The sequence below is a fragment of the Fontibacillus phaseoli genome (assembly GCF_003337355.1).
Lineage (GTDB): Bacteria > Bacillota > Bacilli > Paenibacillales > Paenibacillaceae > Fontibacillus > Fontibacillus phaseoli.
In genome coordinates this window covers 1,453,958-1,472,693 of record NZ_QPJW01000001.1, presented here as the reverse complement: position 1 = coordinate 1,472,693, position 18,736 = coordinate 1,453,958, and the positions used below count along the sequence as shown (strand labels likewise).

The following is an 18,736-nucleotide window of genomic DNA, read 5'->3' as shown; positions in this document are numbered from 1 at the left end:
TATTGGTACTGTTTTTAATGGATTGGTAGCATGAAGAAGAGAAACTCAAATACCATCATCCCTATAGTTCTATTAATCGCTTATACCATCTTGCTGACCTATTGGATGGTTTGGGGGTTTGGGAGAAGCACGCAGGCGGATTTTATGTATAATTTAAAACCACTATTCACCATTAAGCAGTTTCTTCACGTTGATAGCAGTCATAGTGATGCTGCGATGATCAACCTCATTGGAAATATTGTCGTATTTACTCCATTTGGAGTTTTATTGCCCATGATCCTCAAAGGAAGGTTGTCTAAGTCGTTGCTTATCTTTATTGCCGGACTTTTTATTTTGGAGACCGTACAGTTGTTGTCGCGAAGAGGAAGTTTCGATATTGATGATTTTATCTTGAATTCGCTAGGATATTTAATCGGTTTTGGGGTTTACAAGCTTTTCATTAGGGGAGCGCGCAATGTGTAATACTATACAATTATGTTTAGCGCAAAGTGAATCCGATATAAGGTTGTTCTGGGATACGTTCAATAACTACATTAACGAGCTGGCTCTTCATGTTTCATTAGGCGATGATTTTGACCGGGTATGTCACTTATTTTGACGAAAACGGGAAATGCTTTTTGATGGAATACTATGTGGAGCCGCATTACCGCAATTTAGGGTATGGTACATTGAAGTCCATGGATATGGATGAAGACCATAAATACTTTTACCGCAAAGCGTTGTAAGAATCTATGCATTACAGGAGGAGAATCCATGATCATTCCAGTAAAAATTCCAAAAGAACATAAGGAAGAAATGATAAAAAGCGTTCAGGCCTTTTTTGAAGAAGAACGATCGGAAAGCATCGGGGAGTTGGGCGCTGACCAACTCATCGACTTCATGATAAAAGAGTTGGCTCCTTATCTTTATAACAAGGGTATCGAGGATGCCAGAAAAGTAATCTTGGAAAAAATGAACCAGGTCGATGATGAGTTATACGCACTGGAAAAGCCGATCAACCGTAACAGATAAGCGTTGAGCAAAGTTGGAAGATACCCATGGCACGATTTAAATTGTTCTAATATAGACTTGAAGCGACGGCAAACCAAAGGAGAACAAGCATGAATCTCAAACAACAACTACAAGAAATAAGCGAAAATGAGTATAAGATTCCGGAAGGTATTTCGATCGATACATTGGTTTGCGAAATGATGTCCAGCATTGGTTCGGTAGATAGTGAACTTAGAGATAGTTTAATTTATATGACTTTGTATTATTGGACAATAAGGAATGAAATCAGTCCGGAAATAATGAAAGAAATGCTTTACACATGCCTGGATGAAGACCACTTATTTCTGGGGCTTGGCGAAAATGAGAGCGACACGGTTTTTACGCGTGCTTTTTCGGTATTGGTGGTTCCTTTAGCATTAACTTGTAATACACAGATCAATTTTTTGACTGAAGAAGACATTCAATACACGTTTGACAAAATTACAACCTATTTTCATCAAGAGAAAGATTTTCGGGGTTATGTTGAAGATAAAGGCTGGGCCCACGCCGTGGCGCATGCGTCGGATGCTCTTGAATCCATCGTTAATTCTTCGTACGTAAGAGCAGACGGCCTGCTGACAGTGTTGGAGTTAATTTTAGAGAAAACGCATGTAAGTAACCCCTATTACATTCATCTTGAAGATGAAAGAATGACGAATGTGATAGTTACGATCATTAACAGAAACGTTTTGAGCGATGAACAGTTAATGAATTGGATACGCCGAGTCGGGACTTATCCTGAAACGGGGATCATATCCGATGATTTTAATCGAAAAGGGAATGCAAGGAACTTGCTGCGCAGCGTGTATTTTAAACTAATAGATCAGCAGAAGGAAGGCCTACTGCTCAGTGAAATCATAACTGTATTGAATAAGATGTAAAATTTATATAACAGATTTAAGCCCAAAAAATGCTCGACATTTTTTGGGCTTTTTTGTGAATAGGGGTTTCTAAGGGATCATGAGGGATTTCCCTTATGGGAAGCGAGGATAAACACTTTCATAATGTAAGTAGAAGAATGAATGCAATTGGATTCCCCTCTAATGAATTCATTCTAGGAAGAAGGAGTGATCACTTCGCATGAAAAAGAGATCAGGTCTAAAATTTTTCAAACCTATTGAGAGTTATTCGGGAAACTGGTCGATTCTTGAGGAAAAAAGCCGGGAATGGGAAAACATGTACCGCGGACGCTGGTCCCACGATAAAGTGGTGCGCACAACGCACGGGGTGAACTGTACCGGTTCCTGCAGCTGGAAAGTGTTTGTCAAAAACGGAATTATTACTTGGGAAAATCAACAAATCGATTATCCGTCCTGCGGACCGGATATGCCGGAATTCGAACCGCGCGGCTGTCCTAGAGGAGCTTCCTTCTCCTGGTATGAGTACAGTCCGCTTCGGGTGAAATACCCTTATATGCGCGGCCGCTTGCTGCGGTTGTGGAAAGATGCATTGGCAAAACATGATAACCCTGTTGATGCTTGGGCGAGCATTGTGGAAGATCCGGAAGCCTCCAAATCTTATAAACAGGCCCGCGGTAAAGGCGGCCATGTCCGGGTGACCTGGGAGGTTGCATCCAAGTTAATCTCGGCCCAACTGATTTATACCATCAGAAAATATGGACCCGACCGTATTGCCGGGTTTACGCCGATCCCGGCCATGTCGATGATCAGCTACGCTTCCGGCGCGCGCTTCATTTCCCTGCTGGGCGGCGAAATGCTCAGCTTCTACGATTGGTATGCGGATTTGCCGCCGGCATCCCCGCAGATCTGGGGCGAACAAACCGACGTTCCGGAATCGTCCGACTGGTACAATTCGGGATATCTCATCATGTGGGGATCCAACGTTCCGTTGACCCGGACACCCGATGCGCATTTCATGACGGAAGTCCGTTATAAAGGAACCAAAGTCGTATCCGTGGCACCCGATCATGCCGAAAACGTAAAATTCGCGGACAATTGGCTGGCGCCTAACCCTGGAACCGATGCGGCGGTTGCGCAAGCGATGACGCATGTCATTCTGGACGAATTCTACATGCAACGCCAAGAACCGATGTTTATCGATTATGCCAAGCAGTATACCGATATGCCGTTCCTGATTATGTTGGAACCCCATGAAGGCAAATACAAAGCAGGCCGTTTCCTGCGTGCAAGCGATCTTGGAAACGATTCGGAACATGCGGAATGGAAGCCGGTCATTTATGACGAAGCGGCTAACGAAATCATGGTTCCAAACGGGACGATGGGCCAACGCTGGGAGAAAGACGTGAAATGGAACCTGATTCTCGAACGGGAAGACGGAACCAAGATCGAACCGGCGCTCTCCGTAGAGAACCATGGAGCAGAGTGGACGGAAATCGTATTCCCTTATTTCGATGCCAACGGAAACGGGACATTCAACCGGACGATCCCGGTTAAAACCATTACCTTGGCCGACGGCAGTACTCGGCTCGCCGCAACCGTGTTCGATTTGATGCTCAGCCAGTATGGCGTGAAGCGAATCGACAGCGGTTTGGAAGCGAAAGGGTATGACGACTCAAGTTCTCATTATACGCCTGCCTGGCAGGAGAAAATTACCGGAGTGAAGGCTTCGCTGGTCGTACAAATCGCTCGTGAATTTGCCCAAAACTCCCTCGATACCGGCGGACGGTCGATGATTATTATGGGCGCCGGCATCAATCACTGGTTTAACAGCGATACGATTTACCGTTCGATCTTGAATCTTGTTGTGCTTACGGCGTCGCAAGGCGTCAACGGCGGGGGCTGGGCTCACTATGTAGGCCAGGAGAAATGTCGTCCGATTGAAGGCTGGTCGTCGATTGCCTTCGCCAAGGACTGGCAAGGCGCTCCACGTCAGCAAAATGCGACCTCGTTCTTCTATTTTGCGACGGACCAATGGAAATACGAAGAAATGAACAACGAATCGCTCAAATCGCCTACAGGCGGCGAGATCAAATATAGCCATCCCGCGGATTACAACGTGCTTGCGGCACGGCTTGGCTGGTTGCCTTCTTATCCGCAGTTCAATAAGAGCAGTCTCGCTTTTGCGGAAGAAGCGGCGGCCAAAGGCCAAACGAGCAATGCGGATATTATTCAACATGCTTATGAACAAGTCGTATCCGGGGAGACGAAATTTGCGGTAGAAGATCCGGATGCTCCGGAAAACTTCCCGCGCTCCCTGTTCGTATGGCGTTCGAACCTGATTTCCAGTTCGGCCAAAGGCCAGGAGTTCTTCATGAAGCATCTGCTGGGAACTCATAACGGGCTGCTGTCTACGGCGAATGAGGAAGAGAAGCCACAGGAAATGGTCTGGCGCGATGAAGTGGAAGGGAAGCTGGACCTGCTGGTTGCCCTGGATTTCCGGATGACGGCTACGCCAATGTATGCGGATGTCGTTTTGCCGGCGGCGACGTGGTACGAAAAAGTGGACCTTTCCTCCACGGATATGCATCCGTTCGTGCATCCGTTCAATCCGGCGATCGATCCGCTCTGGGAATCCAGATCGGACTGGGACATCTACCGATCGCTGGCGCAAACCTTCTCGGAAATGGCGAAGGAGCATTTGCCGGGCGTATACAAAGACGTTGTATCCTCGCCGCTGGGGCATGACTCCGTCGCGGAAATTAGCCAACCGTTCGGCCAAGTCAAAGACTGGAAGAACGGGGAAGTGAAGCCGGTACTCGGCAAGACGATGCCGAACTTCTCCATTGTGGAGCGGGACTACACGCAGATTTACGACAAGTACATCACGCTGGGTCCTAACCTGGAGACGGGAAAAGTCGGCGCCCACGGGGTTTCGTTCCCGGTTCACGAAGAATATGAGGAACTGAAAAAAATCAACGGCACGCACTTCGATGAAAGCATCAAGAACGGGCGTCCTAAGCTCCATACCGCCAGACACGCAGCGAATGCCGTGCTGCACATCTCTTCGGCGACGAACGGGAAAGTATCGCAGCGGGCTTGGGAAGCTGCCGAACAGGATACCGGTGTTCAATTAAAGGATATATCGGCCGACCGTGCAGCGGAGCGGATCACGTTCGCCAGCATCACGGCCCAGCCGCGTGAAGTCATCCCTACGCCGGTGTTCAGCGGGTCCAACAAGTCGGGCCGGAGATACTCTCCGTTCACGACGAATATCGAGCGTCTGGTACCGTTCAGAACCTTGACGGGCCGCCAGCATTTCTATCTGGATCATGAGATCTTTATGCAGTACGGCGAATCATTGCCGGTGTATAAACCGACATTGCCGCCGATGGTGTTCGGCCCTCATGACAAGCAGGTGTCCGTCGACAAGGATACCCTAGTGCTTCGCTATTTGACGCCGCATGGCAAATGGAACATTCACAGCACCTACCAGGATAACCTGCACATGTTGACTTTGTTCCGCGGCGGTCCGACCGTATGGATCAGCCGGGAAGATGCGGAGGCGCATCAAATTAACGATAACGATTGGGTTGAAGTATATAACCGCAACGGTGTCGTAACCGCGAGAGCCGTCGTCAGCCATAGAATGCCAATGGGAACCATGTTTATGTACCACGCCCAAGACAAACACATTAATGTTCCGGGATCGGAAATTACGAAAGAACGCGGCGGCAGCCATAATGCGCCGACGAGAATTCATATGAAACCGACGCAAATGGTCGGCGGTTATGCCCAATTGAGTTATGGTTTCAATTACTATGGGCCGATCGGCAACCAACGGGATGTTTACGTGGCTGTCCGCAAAATGAAGGAGGTCGATTGGCTTGAAGATTAAAGCGCAAATTGCCATGGTGATGAACCTGGATAAATGTATCGGCTGCCATACCTGCAGCGTTACCTGTAAGAGTACATGGACTAATCGCGAAGGCGCGGAATACATGTGGTTTAACAACGTGGAAACGAAGCCGGGGATCGGATATCCGAAACGCTGGGAAGATCAGGAGCAGTATAAAGGCGGATGGACGCTGCGCAAAGGGAAATTGGAGCTAAAAGCCGGAACGAAGCTGTCCAAAATCGCATTGGGTAAAATTTTCTATAATCCGGATATGCCGGAGATGAAGGATTATTATGAACCTTGGACTTACGACTATGAAAAACTGACCAACTCGGGCGAGAAGAAGCACCAGCCCGTAGCCCGTCCCAAGTCGGCCGTAACCGGCGAAACCATGGATTTGAACTGGGGGCCGAACTGGGAAGACGATTTGGCCGGCGGACATATTACCGGTCCTAAGGATCCGAACATCCAGAAAATCGAAGAAGAAATCAAATTCAATTTCGAACAGTCGTTTATGATGTATCTGCCGCGGCTGTGCGAGCATTGCCTGAATCCAAGCTGCGTCGCTTCTTGCCCTTCAGGAGCCATGTACAAACGGGATGAAGACGGAATCGTGCTCGTCGACCAGGAAGCCTGCCGCGGATGGCGGTATTGCATGACGGGTTGCCCTTATAAAAAAGTGTATTTCAACTGGAAAACCAACAAAGCGGAAAAATGCACGTTCTGCTTCCCGAGAATCGAAGCCGGTCTGCCGACGGTATGTTCCGAGACTTGCACAGGGAGAATTCGCTACTTAGGCGTGCTCCTCTATGATGCCGATAAAGTGCTGGAAGCGGCGTCGACGCCGGACGAACAAGATCTTTATAAAGCGCAGTGCGATCTCTTCCTGAATCCGAACGATCCGAAAGTCATCGAACAAGCGCGCAAAGACGGACTTTCCGAAGAATGGATTGAAGCGGCCCAGAACTCGCCGGTCTACAAACTGGCGATCGAATACAAGCTGGCTTTCCCGCTTCATCCCGAATACCGGACCTTGCCTATGGTATGGTACGTACCGCCGCTTAGCCCGATCATGAGCCATTTCGAAGGGAAGGACTCGATTCAAAACCCGGACATGATCTTCCCGGCGATTGAAGAGATGAGAACTCCGGTTCAATATCTCGCCAACATGCTGACCGCCGGTGACACCCAAACGGTAAAAGAAGCGCTGCAGCGCATGGCGATGATGCGCCAGTATCAACGGGCCCAGTTCTCGAAGCAGCCGTTTGATGACAGCCGGTTGCAAAGAGTAGGCTTGACTGCCCGTCAAATCGAAGAAATGTATCGCTTGCTGGCCATCGCCAAATATGAGGATCGCTTCGTAATCCCGACTTCCCACAAAGAAGGGTACATGGATCCTTACCGTGCGCAAGGCATGGAAGGATTCGGCATGGACTGCGACGGTTGCGGCCCGGCTTCGCCGAAAGCTAACACCAAGAGCGGCAGAGAACTGTACGAAGAGAACTTCTATGGGGGGATTTGGCGTGATTGATTTGGCGAAGCTTAACGACCACAAAGAAGCCTTCGGCTTTTTTGCCCGGCAATTGGCCTATCCCGATAAACAAACTTTTACGGAAATGACGATGGACGGGGCATTCGCCCCCTCCATCGATCCTCTGATCGAGACTTACCGGGGAAACATGCAGCGGCTTAGCATGGACGAAATCGAAGAGCTGTACGTGCAAACCTTCGATTTCCAGAAAGCATCGACCTTGTATATGACTTTTGCCAAATATGAAGACAGCAAAGAACGCGGAAACATGTTGACCGCGCTGAAGGCGATTTACGAAATGTTCGGTCTGGACATTACGGAGAGCGAACTGCCCGATTACTTGCCTTTGATGTGCGAGTTTCTGTATGCGGCAGAGTGGCCGGACAATGAACACGCCGAAGCCGGCATCAATACGATGGTAAACATCGTGGAAGACGGGTCGTATCCGTTGATGAAATCATTGGAAAAGTATAACAGCCCATATTATTATCTCGTGAAGGCTTTGAGAGAAACGTTCAAACTTTGTCTCCGGAAGGAGGTTGAAATTCATGAACATGATTGATCAATTTGCCTGGGTGATCTTTCCATATTTATGCGTTGCCGTCTTTGTTGTAGGCCACATTTTCAGATACCGGTACGATCAGTTCAACTGGACCGCCAAATCCAGCGAGTTCATTGAAAAGAAGCAGCTTATGGTTGGCAGCCTGTTGTTTCATATCGGGATTATTCCGGTCATCATGGGTCATGTCGCCGGTTTGGGGATTCCTAAAGAATGGATGAACGCGCTTGGCGTTAATGATCATTTGTATCACATCGGCGCGATGTATGTCGGAGGACTGTTCGGGGTAATTACTTTTGCCGGCATGCTGATTTTGACGGCGCGCCGGATTACGAAACGGTCGATTCGCAAGTTAAGCTCGACCTCCGATATCATCGTAAACCTGTTACTGGTCTTTATCGTTTTTATGGGGATGTATTCAACGCTCGTTACAAACAATGTGCAGCCGGAATTCGACTATCGCGAAACGATTTCCATTTGGTTCAGAAACTTGTTCCTGTTCCGTCCGGAAGCTGCATTAATGACTTCCGTTCCGGTGACATTTAAGATTCATGTACTGTCCGGATTTCTCATTTTAGCCTTTTGGCCGTTTACGCGCCTGGTCCATGTTTGGAGCGTCCCCTTGAATTATGCCCGGAGAAGCTATATCCTTTATAGGAAGAATCGTGGGCAATCTGCACGGCATTAAGGAGCTATATTTAGGAGACATGGATATGAGTCAATCCTCCAATCAGTACCAGACGAAAATAGATCAAATCAGAGAGCGGTTGGGATATGATTTCGTCTCGCTTGCCTTTGCGCAGTCTGCCCAGAATGGATTTGTCATCACCTGGCAGTATGCTTCCGGCAATCTGAACAACCGCTATAAGCGGATTGTGCTTCAGTCGGGCAAGGGGATCGCTGGCCTGGTCTTTAAAACAGGCAAACCGATGCTGGTATCCAGCGTAAAAGACGAGTTGAACCCTCGAGATATGTTTAATTATCCCATCGTTGTGTCGGAACGTTTGAATAGCCTTGCTGCTATTCCTTTATATCATTTGGAACGGGTTGAAGGTGTATTGTTAGCCGGCTACCGGGGCGGCAAGGTGATTACGAGCGAGAATTTCCGCCAATTATATGAGTCATTACAGGGACAATTCGGAGATTATGGGATAAAGGAGTCGACATTCCGATGATCCAACCGTCTACCGAGGTTTCGACCGAGTTATTGCTGAACATGTACGAGAAGAGCTCGGATGCGATCTTCTTTTTTGATGCGGACAATCGCATTATCGCAATGAACCAGGCGGCCGGTAACATTACCGAACCTCCTGTGGCGAGTGATACCGGATCCGGAGAAATCGATGAATTTTGCTTTACATGCCGGGGCTATACGAGTGATGATGAACAGATGTCATGTCTGAACTGCTACTTATCCAATTCGTCGAAGGACTTCTCTTCGTTTCAGGTGTATCTTGAGACGAAGAGTCGGGGAATCATTCCGTACTCCGCAAGTTTTCAACAGATCGATTTGGAAGCCGGCGTCCGGGTTCTCATGCTGCGCGATTTAACCAATCAATTGCAGACGCAAGAGAGCTTGAACCGGAACACGATGATGAAGAGCATTATTAAAGCACAGGAAGACGAGCGAAAACGGATTTCCCGGGAGCTGCACGACAGCGTCGCCCAAGAGATCCTTAGCTCCCTCGTAGATTTGCGCATTCTAAAATACTTGAATGTGCAGGATGATGCGCTGCAGAAAATTCAGCAAACCGAAGCTTCACTAACCCGCCTGCTTGATCAGATTCGCAATTTGTCCGTGGAACTCCGGCCGGCTTCGCTTGATGATCTGGGGCTGGAAGCCGCTTTTCGCTCGCATTTCAAATGGGTTGAGAAAAATTATGGAGTGATCGTGCATTTTACGGCGGAGCTCAATGGAGGCCGTTTTAACAGCGAGATCGAAACCGTAGTTTACCGTGTTTGTCAGGAATCCATGCTAAATGCGATGAAATATGCGGATGTCGACGAAATTGCGGTGCGGTTATTCGAATCCGAGCATGCCTTGGAGATGGTCGTAATCGATCAAGGAAACGGCTTTAATGTCAACGCCAGAGATCCGAAAGGAACGGGTCTGGGGTTATATGGGATGAAAGAGCGAGCCGAGTTGGTGAACGGGGAATTGACGATCACTTCGGAGATCGATAAAGGCACGACCGTGCATTTGGTGATTCCAACCAGACCCGCCTGATGAACTTCGTGATAAGCAAGCGAAATAAATGAATCCAACAGACGGGGGGATTGTGAGTGAAGATTGTGATCGCGGATGATCATGCGGTAGTGCGAAGCGGTTTTGCCATGATCATTAACTTTCAGGACGATATGGAAGTCGTAGCGACTGCGGCTGACGGGATTGAAGCTTATAAAATGGTTTCAAAGCATAGGCCGGATATCCTTCTGATGGATCTTAGCATGCCTCCCGGTGAGAGTGGACTCATTGCAACCGCTAAAATTAACGAAGATTTCCCGGATACCAAGATCTTGATTCTTACGATGTACGATGATGAAGAGTATCTGTTTCATGTGTTAAAGAACGGCGCCAGGGGCTATGTTCTGAAAAATTCGCCGGACGAACAGCTGGTGTCGGCCATCCGGATGGTGCATCAAGGCGGGATTTATATCCACCCCCAAATCGCGACATCGCTCGTCCGGGAATTTATTAATAAAGATCAGCGGGTCGATGAAAGCAATCCGTATCAGCTTTTGTCGACACGTGAAATAGAAATATTGCCGCTAGTAGCCAAAGGGTACGGAAACAAAGAGATCGCGGAGATGCTTCATATCTCCGTGAAGACCGTCGAAGCTCATAAAGCCAAATTGATGGATAAGTTGAACTTAAAGACCCGGCCTGAGCTGGTAGAATATGCATTGAAAAAGAAGCTGCTTGATTTTTAACGAAAGAGGTCGCATAAGAACATGGAGAACACCAAGTTTAGGACCCCGTTGCCTGCCATGCGTATCCTTGAAAATGAGCATGGCTACTTGTCTCACCTAATGAGTCAATGGCATTCCATTGTGCTGAATCTTCAAAATGACCGGTACACTACGGACCAGGCAGGGCAGGAATTCGTACGCTTACGTCAGCTTTTGGCCGAGTTCAAGGCACCATTGGAGCAACATACGAAGAAGGAAGAGGCCTTTTTCTTCCCGCTGTTAGGGCAGTACATCGGGCATGATCAAGGCCCGCTTGTGTCGATTGAAAATGAACATGAAGAAATTGTCGCCTACATTGATCACTTTCTTCATCATTCTGACGGAAATTTTTCGATGCAGGAGATGAAGGATATGTCACGCGATGCGGGTGAGGCATTCGAGATCCTGACAGTTCATTTCGTGAAGGAAGAATCGGTGCTATTCCCTATGACGGCGCAGGTTTTGAAGCAAGCGGAGCAAGAGCGGTTGTACGAGGAGTTGCACACCTTAATACTTTGAGGCAGGGAAATGCCTGATGAAAAAGCCCCAAATCAGCAACATTGATTTGGGGCTTTTTTGTGACTATAGGGATTTCGCGAACCTGATTAGGGGAGTTCCCTATGAGGATACGGGGAATGTCTGCGTTACAATACGGGTGGGGAATCTTGAATTGGTTCATTCATAAACTTGGAAAAGGTGATGCTGTTTGATTAAAAAAGTCCAATTACCATTACAAACACTGAATCTCATCGTCGGCTTTGCAGTCTGGGTCATTATTTCTTCTTTACTTCCATTTATGAGAGAAGACATTAACATTCCCGCAAGTCAAACCGCAATTATTACGGCGATCCCGGTTGTACTTGGCTCCGTGCTACGAATTCCGCTGGGTTATTTCGCAAACATCATAGGCGCACGTCTGGTCTTTTTAATCAGCTTTGTTTTACTGTTGTTTCCTGTATATTATATAAGTGAAGCGAATTCTTCTACAGATTTGATCATCGGCGGATTGTTCCTCGGGATCGGCGGGGCCGTATTTTCGGTCGGCGTTACCTCTTTGCCGAAATATTACCCTAAGGAACGGCATGGTCTGGTTAACGGAGTATATGGTCTGGGCAACATGGGAACCGCGGTTACCACGTTCTCGGCTCCGCTGATTGCCAACCAATTCGGGTGGGCGACTACCGTTAAATTCTACCTGGTCCTGCTGCTCGTGTTTGCGGCATTAAACTTTTTATTCGGCGACCGGAAAGAACAAAAAGTAAAAACCTCCATGATCGAGCAAATCAAAGGTGTTTATAAAAATGAAAAGCTTTGGCTTTTTTCGTTGCTATATTTTATTACTTTCGGTTCTTTTGTGGCATTCACGGTGTATCTACCTAACTTCCTTGTCACAAACTTTGATCTTAGCAAAGTGGATGCGGGCATCAGAACTGCCGGGTTCATTGCGCTTGCCACCTTTTTGCGCCCTGTCGGCGGCTGGCTGGCGGACCGGTTTAACTCCTTGTATTTGTTAGTCGGCGTATTTTCTTTGTTTACCGTTTCCGCCATCGTGTTGGCGTTTTCTCCGACCATTGCGCTGTACACGGTAGGATGTTTGGCCATCGCTGTCAGCGCCGGCATCGGCAATGGTGTCATTTTCAAACTGGTGCCGCAATATTTTAATAAGCAAGCGGGGATCGTTAACGGGATCGTATCGATGATGGGCGGCCTAGGCGGATTTTTCCCTCCATTAATGCTTTCTTTGATTCACTCGATCACGGGACAATATTCGATCGGTTTCATGCTGCTTTCCCAGGTTGCCTTGGCGAGCTTGATCCTGGTCATTTGGATGGTCTATCAAAATAAGCTGAGTATCTCCTCGGAAGTGTTCAACCGTACCGCACAGGGCATTTTGGTCACGGATCAGAAGGGAACGATCACGGCGGTCAATCCGGCCTTCACGGCATTGACGGGCTTTACGGAAGAGGAGGCGCTCGGCAAAAAGCCGAATATTCTACGAGCGGAAAAACAGTCGGCCGATTTTTATGAAGTGATGTGGAATAGCATCAAAGAAAACGGAATGTGGCAGGGCGAGATTTGGAACCGGCGCAAAAATGGCGATGTCTATCTGCAATGGTTGAATATCAGCGCGATTAAAGATGAGACGACCGGTGAAGACATCAGTTACGTGGGGGCTTTTTCGGAGCTGACGAACGATCAGAGAAAAAGTGGTTAATACTTACAGTAAGCCCTAATTGGAGCGGTTTGAATTTGGGATCACGCTAGCGAAAGGATAATAGACATGATGACGTCAAAGACCAGAGTACATGACACGCTGCAAAGACCTTTGCGCGATCTGCGGATCTCCGTAACGGATCGGTGTAATTTCCGCTGCATCTATTGCATGCCGAAGGAGATTTTTGGGGACGATTATGCTTTTTTACCTAAAAATGAGCTCTTATCCTATGAAGAGATCAGCCGGCTGGTTGAACTGTTCGTTTCCCTGGGCGTCAAAAAGATTAGGCTGACCGGCGGAGAACCGCTGTTGCGAAGTGATCTGAAAGAGCTTGTCAAGAAAATCGCCTCGATCGACGGGGTGGAAGATTTGGCATTGACGACAAACGGCTTACTGCTTCATCGGTACGCAAGCGAACTGTATGAAGCGGGTTTAAGACGGCTGAATATTAGCCTGGATGCACTTGATCCCGAACTGTTCGGAACGATGAACGGAAGAGGGATTCATCCTTCGCGGATCCTTGAGAATATCGATGAGGCGAATCGGATCGGATATGAAGTCAAGGTAAATATGGTTGTCCAAAAAGGAATGAACGACCGGGAGATCATTCCTATGGCAGAGTATTTTAAAGACCGGAAGATTACGCTTCGCATGATCGAATTTATGGATGTCGGCACGGACAACGCCTGGAGTTATAAGAAAGTAACGACAAAAGCGGAAATGATGCAAACCATCGGCCAAAAATACGAACTTACTCCCGTTGAACAATCTTATTACGGCGAAGTGGCCAAATACTACCGTTATGATCAAAGCACCGCCAAGCTTGGCTTTATAACCTCGGTGTCCGAATCGTTCTGCTCAACCTGTACACGTGCCAGACTGTCTTCGGAAGGCAAGCTGTTTACTTGTCTTTTTGCAACGGAGGGTTTTGATTTGCGATCGATGTTGCGCGCAGGAGCGTCAAACGAAGAGCTGCTGGAAGCAATTATGAAGGTGTGGGAGCTGAGAACCGACCGGTATTCCGATGAACGGACCGAGTATTCGGCGAAGCATAGAAGCAAAATCGGGATGTCCTATATAGGCGGTTGATCCCGTTTAAAGAAAGGAAGATGACGATGGCTGTTGGACCTTCCCTGCGGCAATTACATGCCCACAAAGCAATTCATAGCGGCGGACTTGCGGGTGCAATATCCAAGACGGAAGAGGTTCTTGAACTATTTAAGGGCGGCGAATTCGAGATGGCAAACACTGCGGCGGATGACTTGCTTCTATATTGGGAAAACCGGATCATTAGTCATGCCGATGCGGAAGAGGAAGGGTTCTATCGGGAGATTGCGACCGGTAAGCCTGAAATGCAGGAAACCATTACAAAGCTGACCCGGGATCACGACCTGCTCCGAATTATTGTTGCGGATATTCATAAACTGCGTCAAAGTGAAGGTTTAAGTCAGGAAGTGCTCAGAATGCTTCATGCTCTGATTGTCGTGAATGAAATTCATAGCCGGGATGAAGAAAGCTTGCTTTTTTAAATCACCGGCAAAAGTAGATATAATTATTAAGGTTCCTATGCGGCATTACGAATGCCGGGATAGGAACCTTTTTACTAGCAACATTATTCAACTCAGGTCGCGGATCGTGAGATTAGAATAGGGCCAAAGCCGTGCCGGCCACCAGGACAGAGAAGGCAATTTCCATCATGCCGCTTTGTTTGACGGTTGTTTTGGTTTTTGGAATCCAGATCGCCCGGACAAGCAAGATCAGCAGCGGAATCAGGATTCCCGGGGGGAACAGAAGGGCTGCAATCACGAGCGAAGCCAGATGATAACCAATGGAGAAACGGAAAAATACCGCATTGTTTTTTTCCCGGATAATCGTTTTTACATAAAAAATGGTACCCGTGAAGTAAAGGATGCTGAGGATGAACAGCTCTGCAGCCATTCTCCAGTTATCGCCGCCGCCGATATGATAAGACACAAACAGGATCAGGCTGAACTGAATGACCGCGGCAAGATCGTTCGCAAAAGCGCGTTCGCGTTTACGTTTGGCGTAATAGCAGTTAACTGCAAAAAGCGGGAAAAACATAGGAATCCACTTCCATAATTCCGGGGCCATAACCAGCAGGCTTACGGCAACCGGTATCAGCAAAACACCATAGAACAGCATGGGTTTTCCATACACCTGCAATTTCTTGGTCCGCACCCATTGCAGAAAAGGAAAAGAAAACAAATATACCAGCAACCAGCCCAGAAATAGCACTCCATGCAGCAACACCGGCTTAGCCGCGAACATGCCGAACAAAAACGGGATAAGCAGCATGGCCCATGCGCCGTGCTGGTTGGGAATGTAACCTTTTTTCATGGGGGAAAATCCTCGCTTTCACCATATCAACGTACACCTTTAATTTTACCGCTTAGAAGCGGTTGAACAGGTGACGGTGGTCACTTCTATCCTATTTGTTTATAATTAGGTATAAATAAAATACCACCAGCGACCCGGCTTAGGATATGTGATATCTAAGGCCGGGTTTATCGGTTTCGGCAAGGAGCGATTTGGAATATGCTGGAATGTCCATGGTGCAATCGGGAGATCGAAATCAAACATGGCCGATGCCCGGAATGTCACCGCAAACTCTACGAAGTTTCGGGAAAAGATTTTGAAACCGTAAGCTATGAAGATGACGGCGAGGACACTATGAACTTCGTTATGTACAACGATGATTCACTCAATGATCTGTCCGTCGAACAAATGATAGAAAACCGGTTCAAGTGTTCGAAGTGCGGAGAAACCGAATGCAAGGTCCGGGAAGTGGCCATGACCGGGATAGGATTAAGCAAGCTGCTGGATATTCAACACCGCCATTACCTATTTGTGTCATGCACCACTTGTGGTTCCGTGGAAGTTTACGATCCTGATATTTTGCATGGCATAAAAGCGGGCAGAGCGGGCACGATCATGGATATTCTTTTTGGCGGGGGATAAGGGAACAAACCGAGGAGGGAGGTGCTTGTCATGAAAAAACATCGGTGGTTCGTGGTGACCATAGTTATTTTGCTGACCTCTTGCAGCCCGGTTCCGGGCAAATCATCGCCAGCCTCGTCTCATCCGAAGCTGAATTCCAGCGAAGCGGCAAACCGGGGTTTTGTGGTAGCGGGACCGTCAGGAATGTATAATGTGGAGGTCATAAAACAATTTGTAGATAATTTTAAAAAGAAAATGGCTGGCAAGATTACACTTGCCCGGTATACGGATGAAGGCGATCCGATTTATGTCGACCTTGATTATAACGGGAAAGAGATCTCTTATAGCTATGATAACAGCTGGGACGAATACGGCGGAGGCAACCGCGGAATCAGCACCGCGATCTGCTCCACGATCGGCGAGAGAACCGATTCCCTGGGGGAACGCAACGGGACGGAGTACTATTTGTCATCCTGTACGGGCGACGCACCCAATAGCTATCCGGAAAAGAAAGAATATTTTTTGTTGTTCGTAGAGGAGACGGAAGAAAAAAATGAATAACCATAGCATTATTGAAGCGGCCGTAAGCTTCGTTAAAAATGAATTGGAATTTGAGCCGAGCGGACACGACTGGTGGCATATCGAACGGGTAAGAAACCTGGCGGTTGCCATTGCCAAGCAGGAACAAGCCGATCTTTTAGTATGTGAATTGTCGGCCCTTCTTCATGATATCGCCGATGAGAAGTTGAACGATACTAAAGAGGCCGGATTGGAAAAGGTTTGTTCGTGGCTCATGAGTCACGGAGCCGAGCGGCGGTTGATGGATCATGTCATGCTCATCATTTCCACCATGTCTTATAACGGAGGTAAAAATCCGCCGATGGACACCATCGAAGGGAAAGTAGTACAGGATGCGGACCGTCTGGATGCCATGGGCGCCATAGGCATTGCTAGAACCTTCATCTATTCGGGGGCGACGGGGCGGCCGATGCATCAGCCGGGAAAAGATTTCAGCGACGCCGATTACAGATCTAGCGAGAAATCGGCGATCTATCATTTTTATGAGAAGCTATTGAAGCTCAAAGGTCTTTTGAATACGGATTATGCAAGGGAGTTGGCCGAGGAGCGTCATGCATTCATGGAGTCTTATTTGAATCAGTTTTACAAAGAATGGGACTTGATGGAAGAGGGGGGCGATACTAGATGATTATTATGGAGACAAACCGGCTATGGATCCGGCAGCATTCAGCCGATGACTTGGAAGAGCTGCACTGTATTCTGGGAGACGCAGACACGATGTCGTTCTGGCCGGCCCCTTTTACAAAAGAACAAACGTCATCCTGGCTTCAAAAGAATATAGAGGCTTATAGTACTTTAGGATTCGGCCGATGGGGAATGGTCCTGAAGGAATCCGGAAAACTCGTTGGTGATATCGGATTTATGAGAGTGGAACTGGATTCGCAGTTGGAGAATGATCTCGGATATATTATCTCCTCTTCTTATTGGGGCCGGGATTTGGGTACGGAAGCCGCCGCCGCTTGCCTGGAATACGGATTTAGTACTCTGGATATGCGGCGTATTTGCGCCAACATGCCGCTGGAGCACCATGCCTCGAGACGGGTTGCCGAAAAAATCGGGATGACTTGCGAGAAGCAGTACATAAATCAAAGAAATCGCGAGAAATGGACGTATTTGTATAGCAAAAGCATGTAACGGAACCCGAGCAAGTAAGATCTGTCATTTAAACGCCGACCCCTTGATTACAGAACACATCAAATGGAACGCGCCAAGCTTCTGTTATCGGCACCGCGCGATCGTCAAATTTACAAATCGGAATGAAGTAGAAGCAAACCGGGAGAAGCTGGCCGAGTGAGTAACCCAATGGATTGAAGCGGCAGGGTCATCCGAAACCTGGTCGCTTTTCTATGGAAACGACATAAATCCGTAGTTTTTTCATCCACTAATTAGGTGTTATAATAGAAAACGTAAATTTTATAAAGAAAGCAGGTACACCATGGGTCGTAAATGGAACAATATCAAAGAGAAGAAAGCTTCGAAAGATGCAAATACTAGCCGGATCTATGCGAAGTTCGGCGTAGAGATTTATGTGGCGGCCAAAAAAGGCGAGCCCGATCCCGAATCGAACCGGGCTTTGAAAGTCGTGCTTGAACGTGCTAAAACATATAACGTACCCAAAGCGATCATCGACCGCGCGTTGGACAAGGCTAAGGGCAGCGCGGAAGAAACTTACGAGGAACTGAGATATGAGGGATTCGGTCCTAACGGTTCGATGGTTATCGTGGATACTCTAACGAACAACGTCAATCGTACCGCATCGGCCGTACGCTCCGCATTTAACAAGAGCGGGGGAAACATGGGCGTCAGCGGATCCGTTGCTTATATGTTTGATGCGACTGCTGTATTCGGCGTTGCCGATAAAAGCCTGGACGAAGTGTTCGAGCTTATGATGGAAGCCGACGTGGAAGTCCGCGACATCGTGGAAGAAGACGAGACGGTCATCGTTTACGCTGAGCCGGATCAGTTCCATGAAGTTCAGGAAGCTTTCAAACAAGCCGGGATTACGGAATTCACCGTAGCCGAATTAACGATGCTCGCCCAAAACTATATTTCTCTTCCGGAAGACTCGATACCGCAATTCGAAAAGCTGGTAGACGCGCTGGAGGATCTTGAAGATGTTCAGCAGGTGTATCATAACGTAGAATTTGAAGAGGAATAAATT

Annotated in this window: 20 protein-coding genes; 19 read left to right on the top strand and 1 reads right to left on the bottom strand. The window is 47.9% G+C overall.

Features of this window, described 5'->3' with window-relative positions:
* Positions 1–30: 30 nt before the first annotated feature.
* The 14 genes from DFP94_RS07270 to DFP94_RS07205 all read left to right on the top strand — a co-directional run bounded on the left by DFP94_RS07270 (position 31) and on the right by DFP94_RS07205 (position 14,567).
* A complete protein-coding gene (locus tag DFP94_RS07270; RefSeq protein WP_114495692.1) occupies positions 31–462 on the top strand; it encodes a VanZ family protein in 432 nt (143 codons plus the stop codon).
* A 291-nt stretch (positions 463–753) separates the two neighbouring features.
* The gene (locus DFP94_RS07265) at positions 754–1,011 is read left to right on the top strand and encodes a DUF2164 domain-containing protein (protein ID WP_245954544.1); all 258 of its coding nucleotides are present in this window, start codon (positions 754–756) and stop codon (positions 1,009–1,011) included.
* A gap of 89 nt (positions 1,012–1,100) precedes the next feature.
* Positions 1,101–1,910: a DUF2785 domain-containing protein gene (locus DFP94_RS07260; RefSeq protein WP_114495691.1), complete on the top strand. Its 810-nt coding sequence runs from the start codon at positions 1,101–1,103 to the stop codon at positions 1,908–1,910.
* 199 nt (positions 1,911–2,109) lie between these two features.
* Positions 2,110–5,784 carry a nitrate reductase subunit alpha gene (locus DFP94_RS07255; RefSeq protein ID WP_114495690.1) on the top strand — a complete coding sequence of 1,225 codons (3,675 nt, stop codon included), beginning with the start codon at positions 2,110–2,112 and terminating at the stop codon, positions 5,782–5,784.
* Positions 5,774–7,315, top strand: a complete 1,542-nt coding sequence (gene narH, locus DFP94_RS07250; RefSeq protein WP_114495689.1) for a nitrate reductase subunit beta — start codon at positions 5,774–5,776, stop codon at positions 7,313–7,315. The genes DFP94_RS07255 and narH overlap by 11 nt, the downstream gene beginning before the upstream one ends.
* The gene (narJ, locus tag DFP94_RS07245; RefSeq protein ID WP_114495827.1) at positions 7,308–7,877 is read left to right on the top strand and encodes a nitrate reductase molybdenum cofactor assembly chaperone; all 570 of its coding nucleotides are present in this window, start codon (positions 7,308–7,310) and stop codon (positions 7,875–7,877) included. Before narH ends, narJ begins: the two co-directional genes overlap by 8 nt.
* Positions 7,864–8,562: a respiratory nitrate reductase subunit gamma gene (narI, locus tag DFP94_RS07240; RefSeq protein WP_114495688.1), complete on the top strand. Its 699-nt coding sequence runs from the start codon at positions 7,864–7,866 to the stop codon at positions 8,560–8,562. Before narJ ends, narI begins: the two co-directional genes overlap by 14 nt.
* Before the next feature lie 25 nt (positions 8,563–8,587).
* Positions 8,588–9,049, top strand: a complete 462-nt coding sequence (locus DFP94_RS07235; protein ID WP_114495687.1) for a GAF domain-containing protein — start codon at positions 8,588–8,590, stop codon at positions 9,047–9,049.
* The gene (locus DFP94_RS07230; RefSeq protein ID WP_114495686.1) at positions 9,046–10,101 is read left to right on the top strand and encodes a sensor histidine kinase; all 1,056 of its coding nucleotides are present in this window, start codon (positions 9,046–9,048) and stop codon (positions 10,099–10,101) included. The genes DFP94_RS07235 and DFP94_RS07230 overlap by 4 nt, the downstream gene beginning before the upstream one ends.
* Before the next feature lie 56 nt (positions 10,102–10,157).
* Complete coding sequence (locus DFP94_RS07225; RefSeq protein ID WP_114495685.1) at positions 10,158–10,805, top strand: response regulator; 648 nt, start codon at positions 10,158–10,160, stop codon at positions 10,803–10,805.
* A 21-nt stretch (positions 10,806–10,826) separates the two neighbouring features.
* Entirely contained in the window at positions 10,827–11,342 is a 516-nt protein-coding gene (locus DFP94_RS07220; protein ID WP_114495684.1) for a hemerythrin domain-containing protein, read from the top strand.
* Between the two features lie 187 nt (positions 11,343–11,529).
* A complete protein-coding gene (locus DFP94_RS07215; protein ID WP_114495683.1) occupies positions 11,530–13,038 on the top strand; it encodes a nitrate/nitrite transporter in 1,509 nt (502 codons plus the stop codon).
* A 66-nt stretch (positions 13,039–13,104) separates the two neighbouring features.
* Complete coding sequence (gene moaA / locus DFP94_RS07210; protein ID WP_425459234.1) at positions 13,105–14,127, top strand: GTP 3',8-cyclase MoaA; 1,023 nt, start codon at positions 13,105–13,107, stop codon at positions 14,125–14,127.
* 26 nt (positions 14,128–14,153) lie between these two features.
* Positions 14,154–14,567: a hemerythrin domain-containing protein gene (locus tag DFP94_RS07205; RefSeq protein WP_245954542.1), complete on the top strand. Its 414-nt coding sequence runs from the start codon at positions 14,154–14,156 to the stop codon at positions 14,565–14,567.
* Between the two features lie 112 nt (positions 14,568–14,679).
* Here DFP94_RS07205 and DFP94_RS07200 read toward each other — a convergent pair whose 3' ends face one another.
* The gene (locus tag DFP94_RS07200) at positions 14,680–15,396 is read right to left on the bottom strand and encodes a YwiC-like family protein (RefSeq protein ID WP_114495682.1); all 717 of its coding nucleotides are present in this window, start codon (positions 15,394–15,396) and stop codon (positions 14,680–14,682) included.
* Positions 15,397–15,594: 198 nt separating this feature from the next.
* On the opposite strand from DFP94_RS07200, the gene DFP94_RS25935 reads away from it, so the two are divergent.
* From DFP94_RS25935 to DFP94_RS07175, 5 genes are all read left to right on the top strand, one after another.
* Complete coding sequence (locus DFP94_RS25935; protein WP_245954540.1) at positions 15,595–16,017, top strand: zinc ribbon domain-containing protein; 423 nt, start codon at positions 15,595–15,597, stop codon at positions 16,015–16,017.
* Positions 16,018–16,047: 30 nt separating this feature from the next.
* Positions 16,048–16,557: a DUF4362 domain-containing protein gene (locus tag DFP94_RS07190; protein ID WP_114495681.1), complete on the top strand. Its 510-nt coding sequence runs from the start codon at positions 16,048–16,050 to the stop codon at positions 16,555–16,557.
* Positions 16,550–17,203, top strand: coding sequence for an HD domain-containing protein (locus DFP94_RS07185; protein ID WP_114495680.1), 654 nt, complete (start codon positions 16,550–16,552; stop codon positions 17,201–17,203). Before DFP94_RS07190 ends, DFP94_RS07185 begins: the two co-directional genes overlap by 8 nt.
* Positions 17,200–17,709, top strand: coding sequence for a GNAT family N-acetyltransferase (locus DFP94_RS07180; RefSeq protein ID WP_114495679.1), 510 nt, complete (start codon positions 17,200–17,202; stop codon positions 17,707–17,709). The genes DFP94_RS07185 and DFP94_RS07180 overlap by 4 nt, the downstream gene beginning before the upstream one ends.
* Positions 17,710–18,010: 301 nt before the next feature.
* Complete coding sequence (locus DFP94_RS07175; protein WP_114495678.1) at positions 18,011–18,733, top strand: YebC/PmpR family DNA-binding transcriptional regulator; 723 nt, start codon at positions 18,011–18,013, stop codon at positions 18,731–18,733.
* Positions 18,734–18,736 lie beyond the last annotated feature (3 nt).

Bases quoted from the DNA above. Each gene is read 5' to 3' on its own strand.
- DFP94_RS07200 (WP_114495682.1), bottom strand. From the start codon at position 15,396: ATGAAAAAAGGTTACATTCCCAACCAGCACGGCGCATGGGCCATGCTG.
- moaA (WP_425459234.1), top strand. From the start codon at position 13,105: ATGATGACGTCAAAGACCAGAGTACATGACACGCTGCAAAGACCTTTG.
- DFP94_RS07180 (WP_114495679.1), top strand. From the start codon at position 17,200: ATGATTATTATGGAGACAAACCGGCTATGGATCCGGCAGCATTCAGCC.
- DFP94_RS07220 (WP_114495684.1), top strand. From the start codon at position 10,827: ATGGAGAACACCAAGTTTAGGACCCCGTTGCCTGCCATGCGTATCCTT.
- DFP94_RS07270 (WP_114495692.1), top strand. From the start codon at position 31: ATGAAGAAGAGAAACTCAAATACCATCATCCCTATAGTTCTATTAATC.
- DFP94_RS07265 (WP_245954544.1), top strand. From the start codon at position 754: ATGATCATTCCAGTAAAAATTCCAAAAGAACATAAGGAAGAAATGATA.
- DFP94_RS07185 (WP_114495680.1), top strand. From the start codon at position 16,550: ATGAATAACCATAGCATTATTGAAGCGGCCGTAAGCTTCGTTAAAAAT.
- narI (WP_114495688.1), top strand. From the start codon at position 7,864: ATGAACATGATTGATCAATTTGCCTGGGTGATCTTTCCATATTTATGC.
- DFP94_RS07205 (WP_245954542.1), top strand. From the start codon at position 14,154: ATGGCTGTTGGACCTTCCCTGCGGCAATTACATGCCCACAAAGCAATT.
- DFP94_RS07235 (WP_114495687.1), top strand. From the start codon at position 8,588: ATGAGTCAATCCTCCAATCAGTACCAGACGAAAATAGATCAAATCAGA.
- DFP94_RS25935 (WP_245954540.1), top strand. From the start codon at position 15,595: ATGCTGGAATGTCCATGGTGCAATCGGGAGATCGAAATCAAACATGGC.
- DFP94_RS07190 (WP_114495681.1), top strand. From the start codon at position 16,048: ATGAAAAAACATCGGTGGTTCGTGGTGACCATAGTTATTTTGCTGACC.
- DFP94_RS07230 (WP_114495686.1), top strand. From the start codon at position 9,046: ATGATCCAACCGTCTACCGAGGTTTCGACCGAGTTATTGCTGAACATG.
- DFP94_RS07255 (WP_114495690.1), top strand. From the start codon at position 2,110: ATGAAAAAGAGATCAGGTCTAAAATTTTTCAAACCTATTGAGAGTTAT.
- DFP94_RS07175 (WP_114495678.1), top strand. From the start codon at position 18,011: ATGGGTCGTAAATGGAACAATATCAAAGAGAAGAAAGCTTCGAAAGAT.
- DFP94_RS07260 (WP_114495691.1), top strand. From the start codon at position 1,101: ATGAATCTCAAACAACAACTACAAGAAATAAGCGAAAATGAGTATAAG.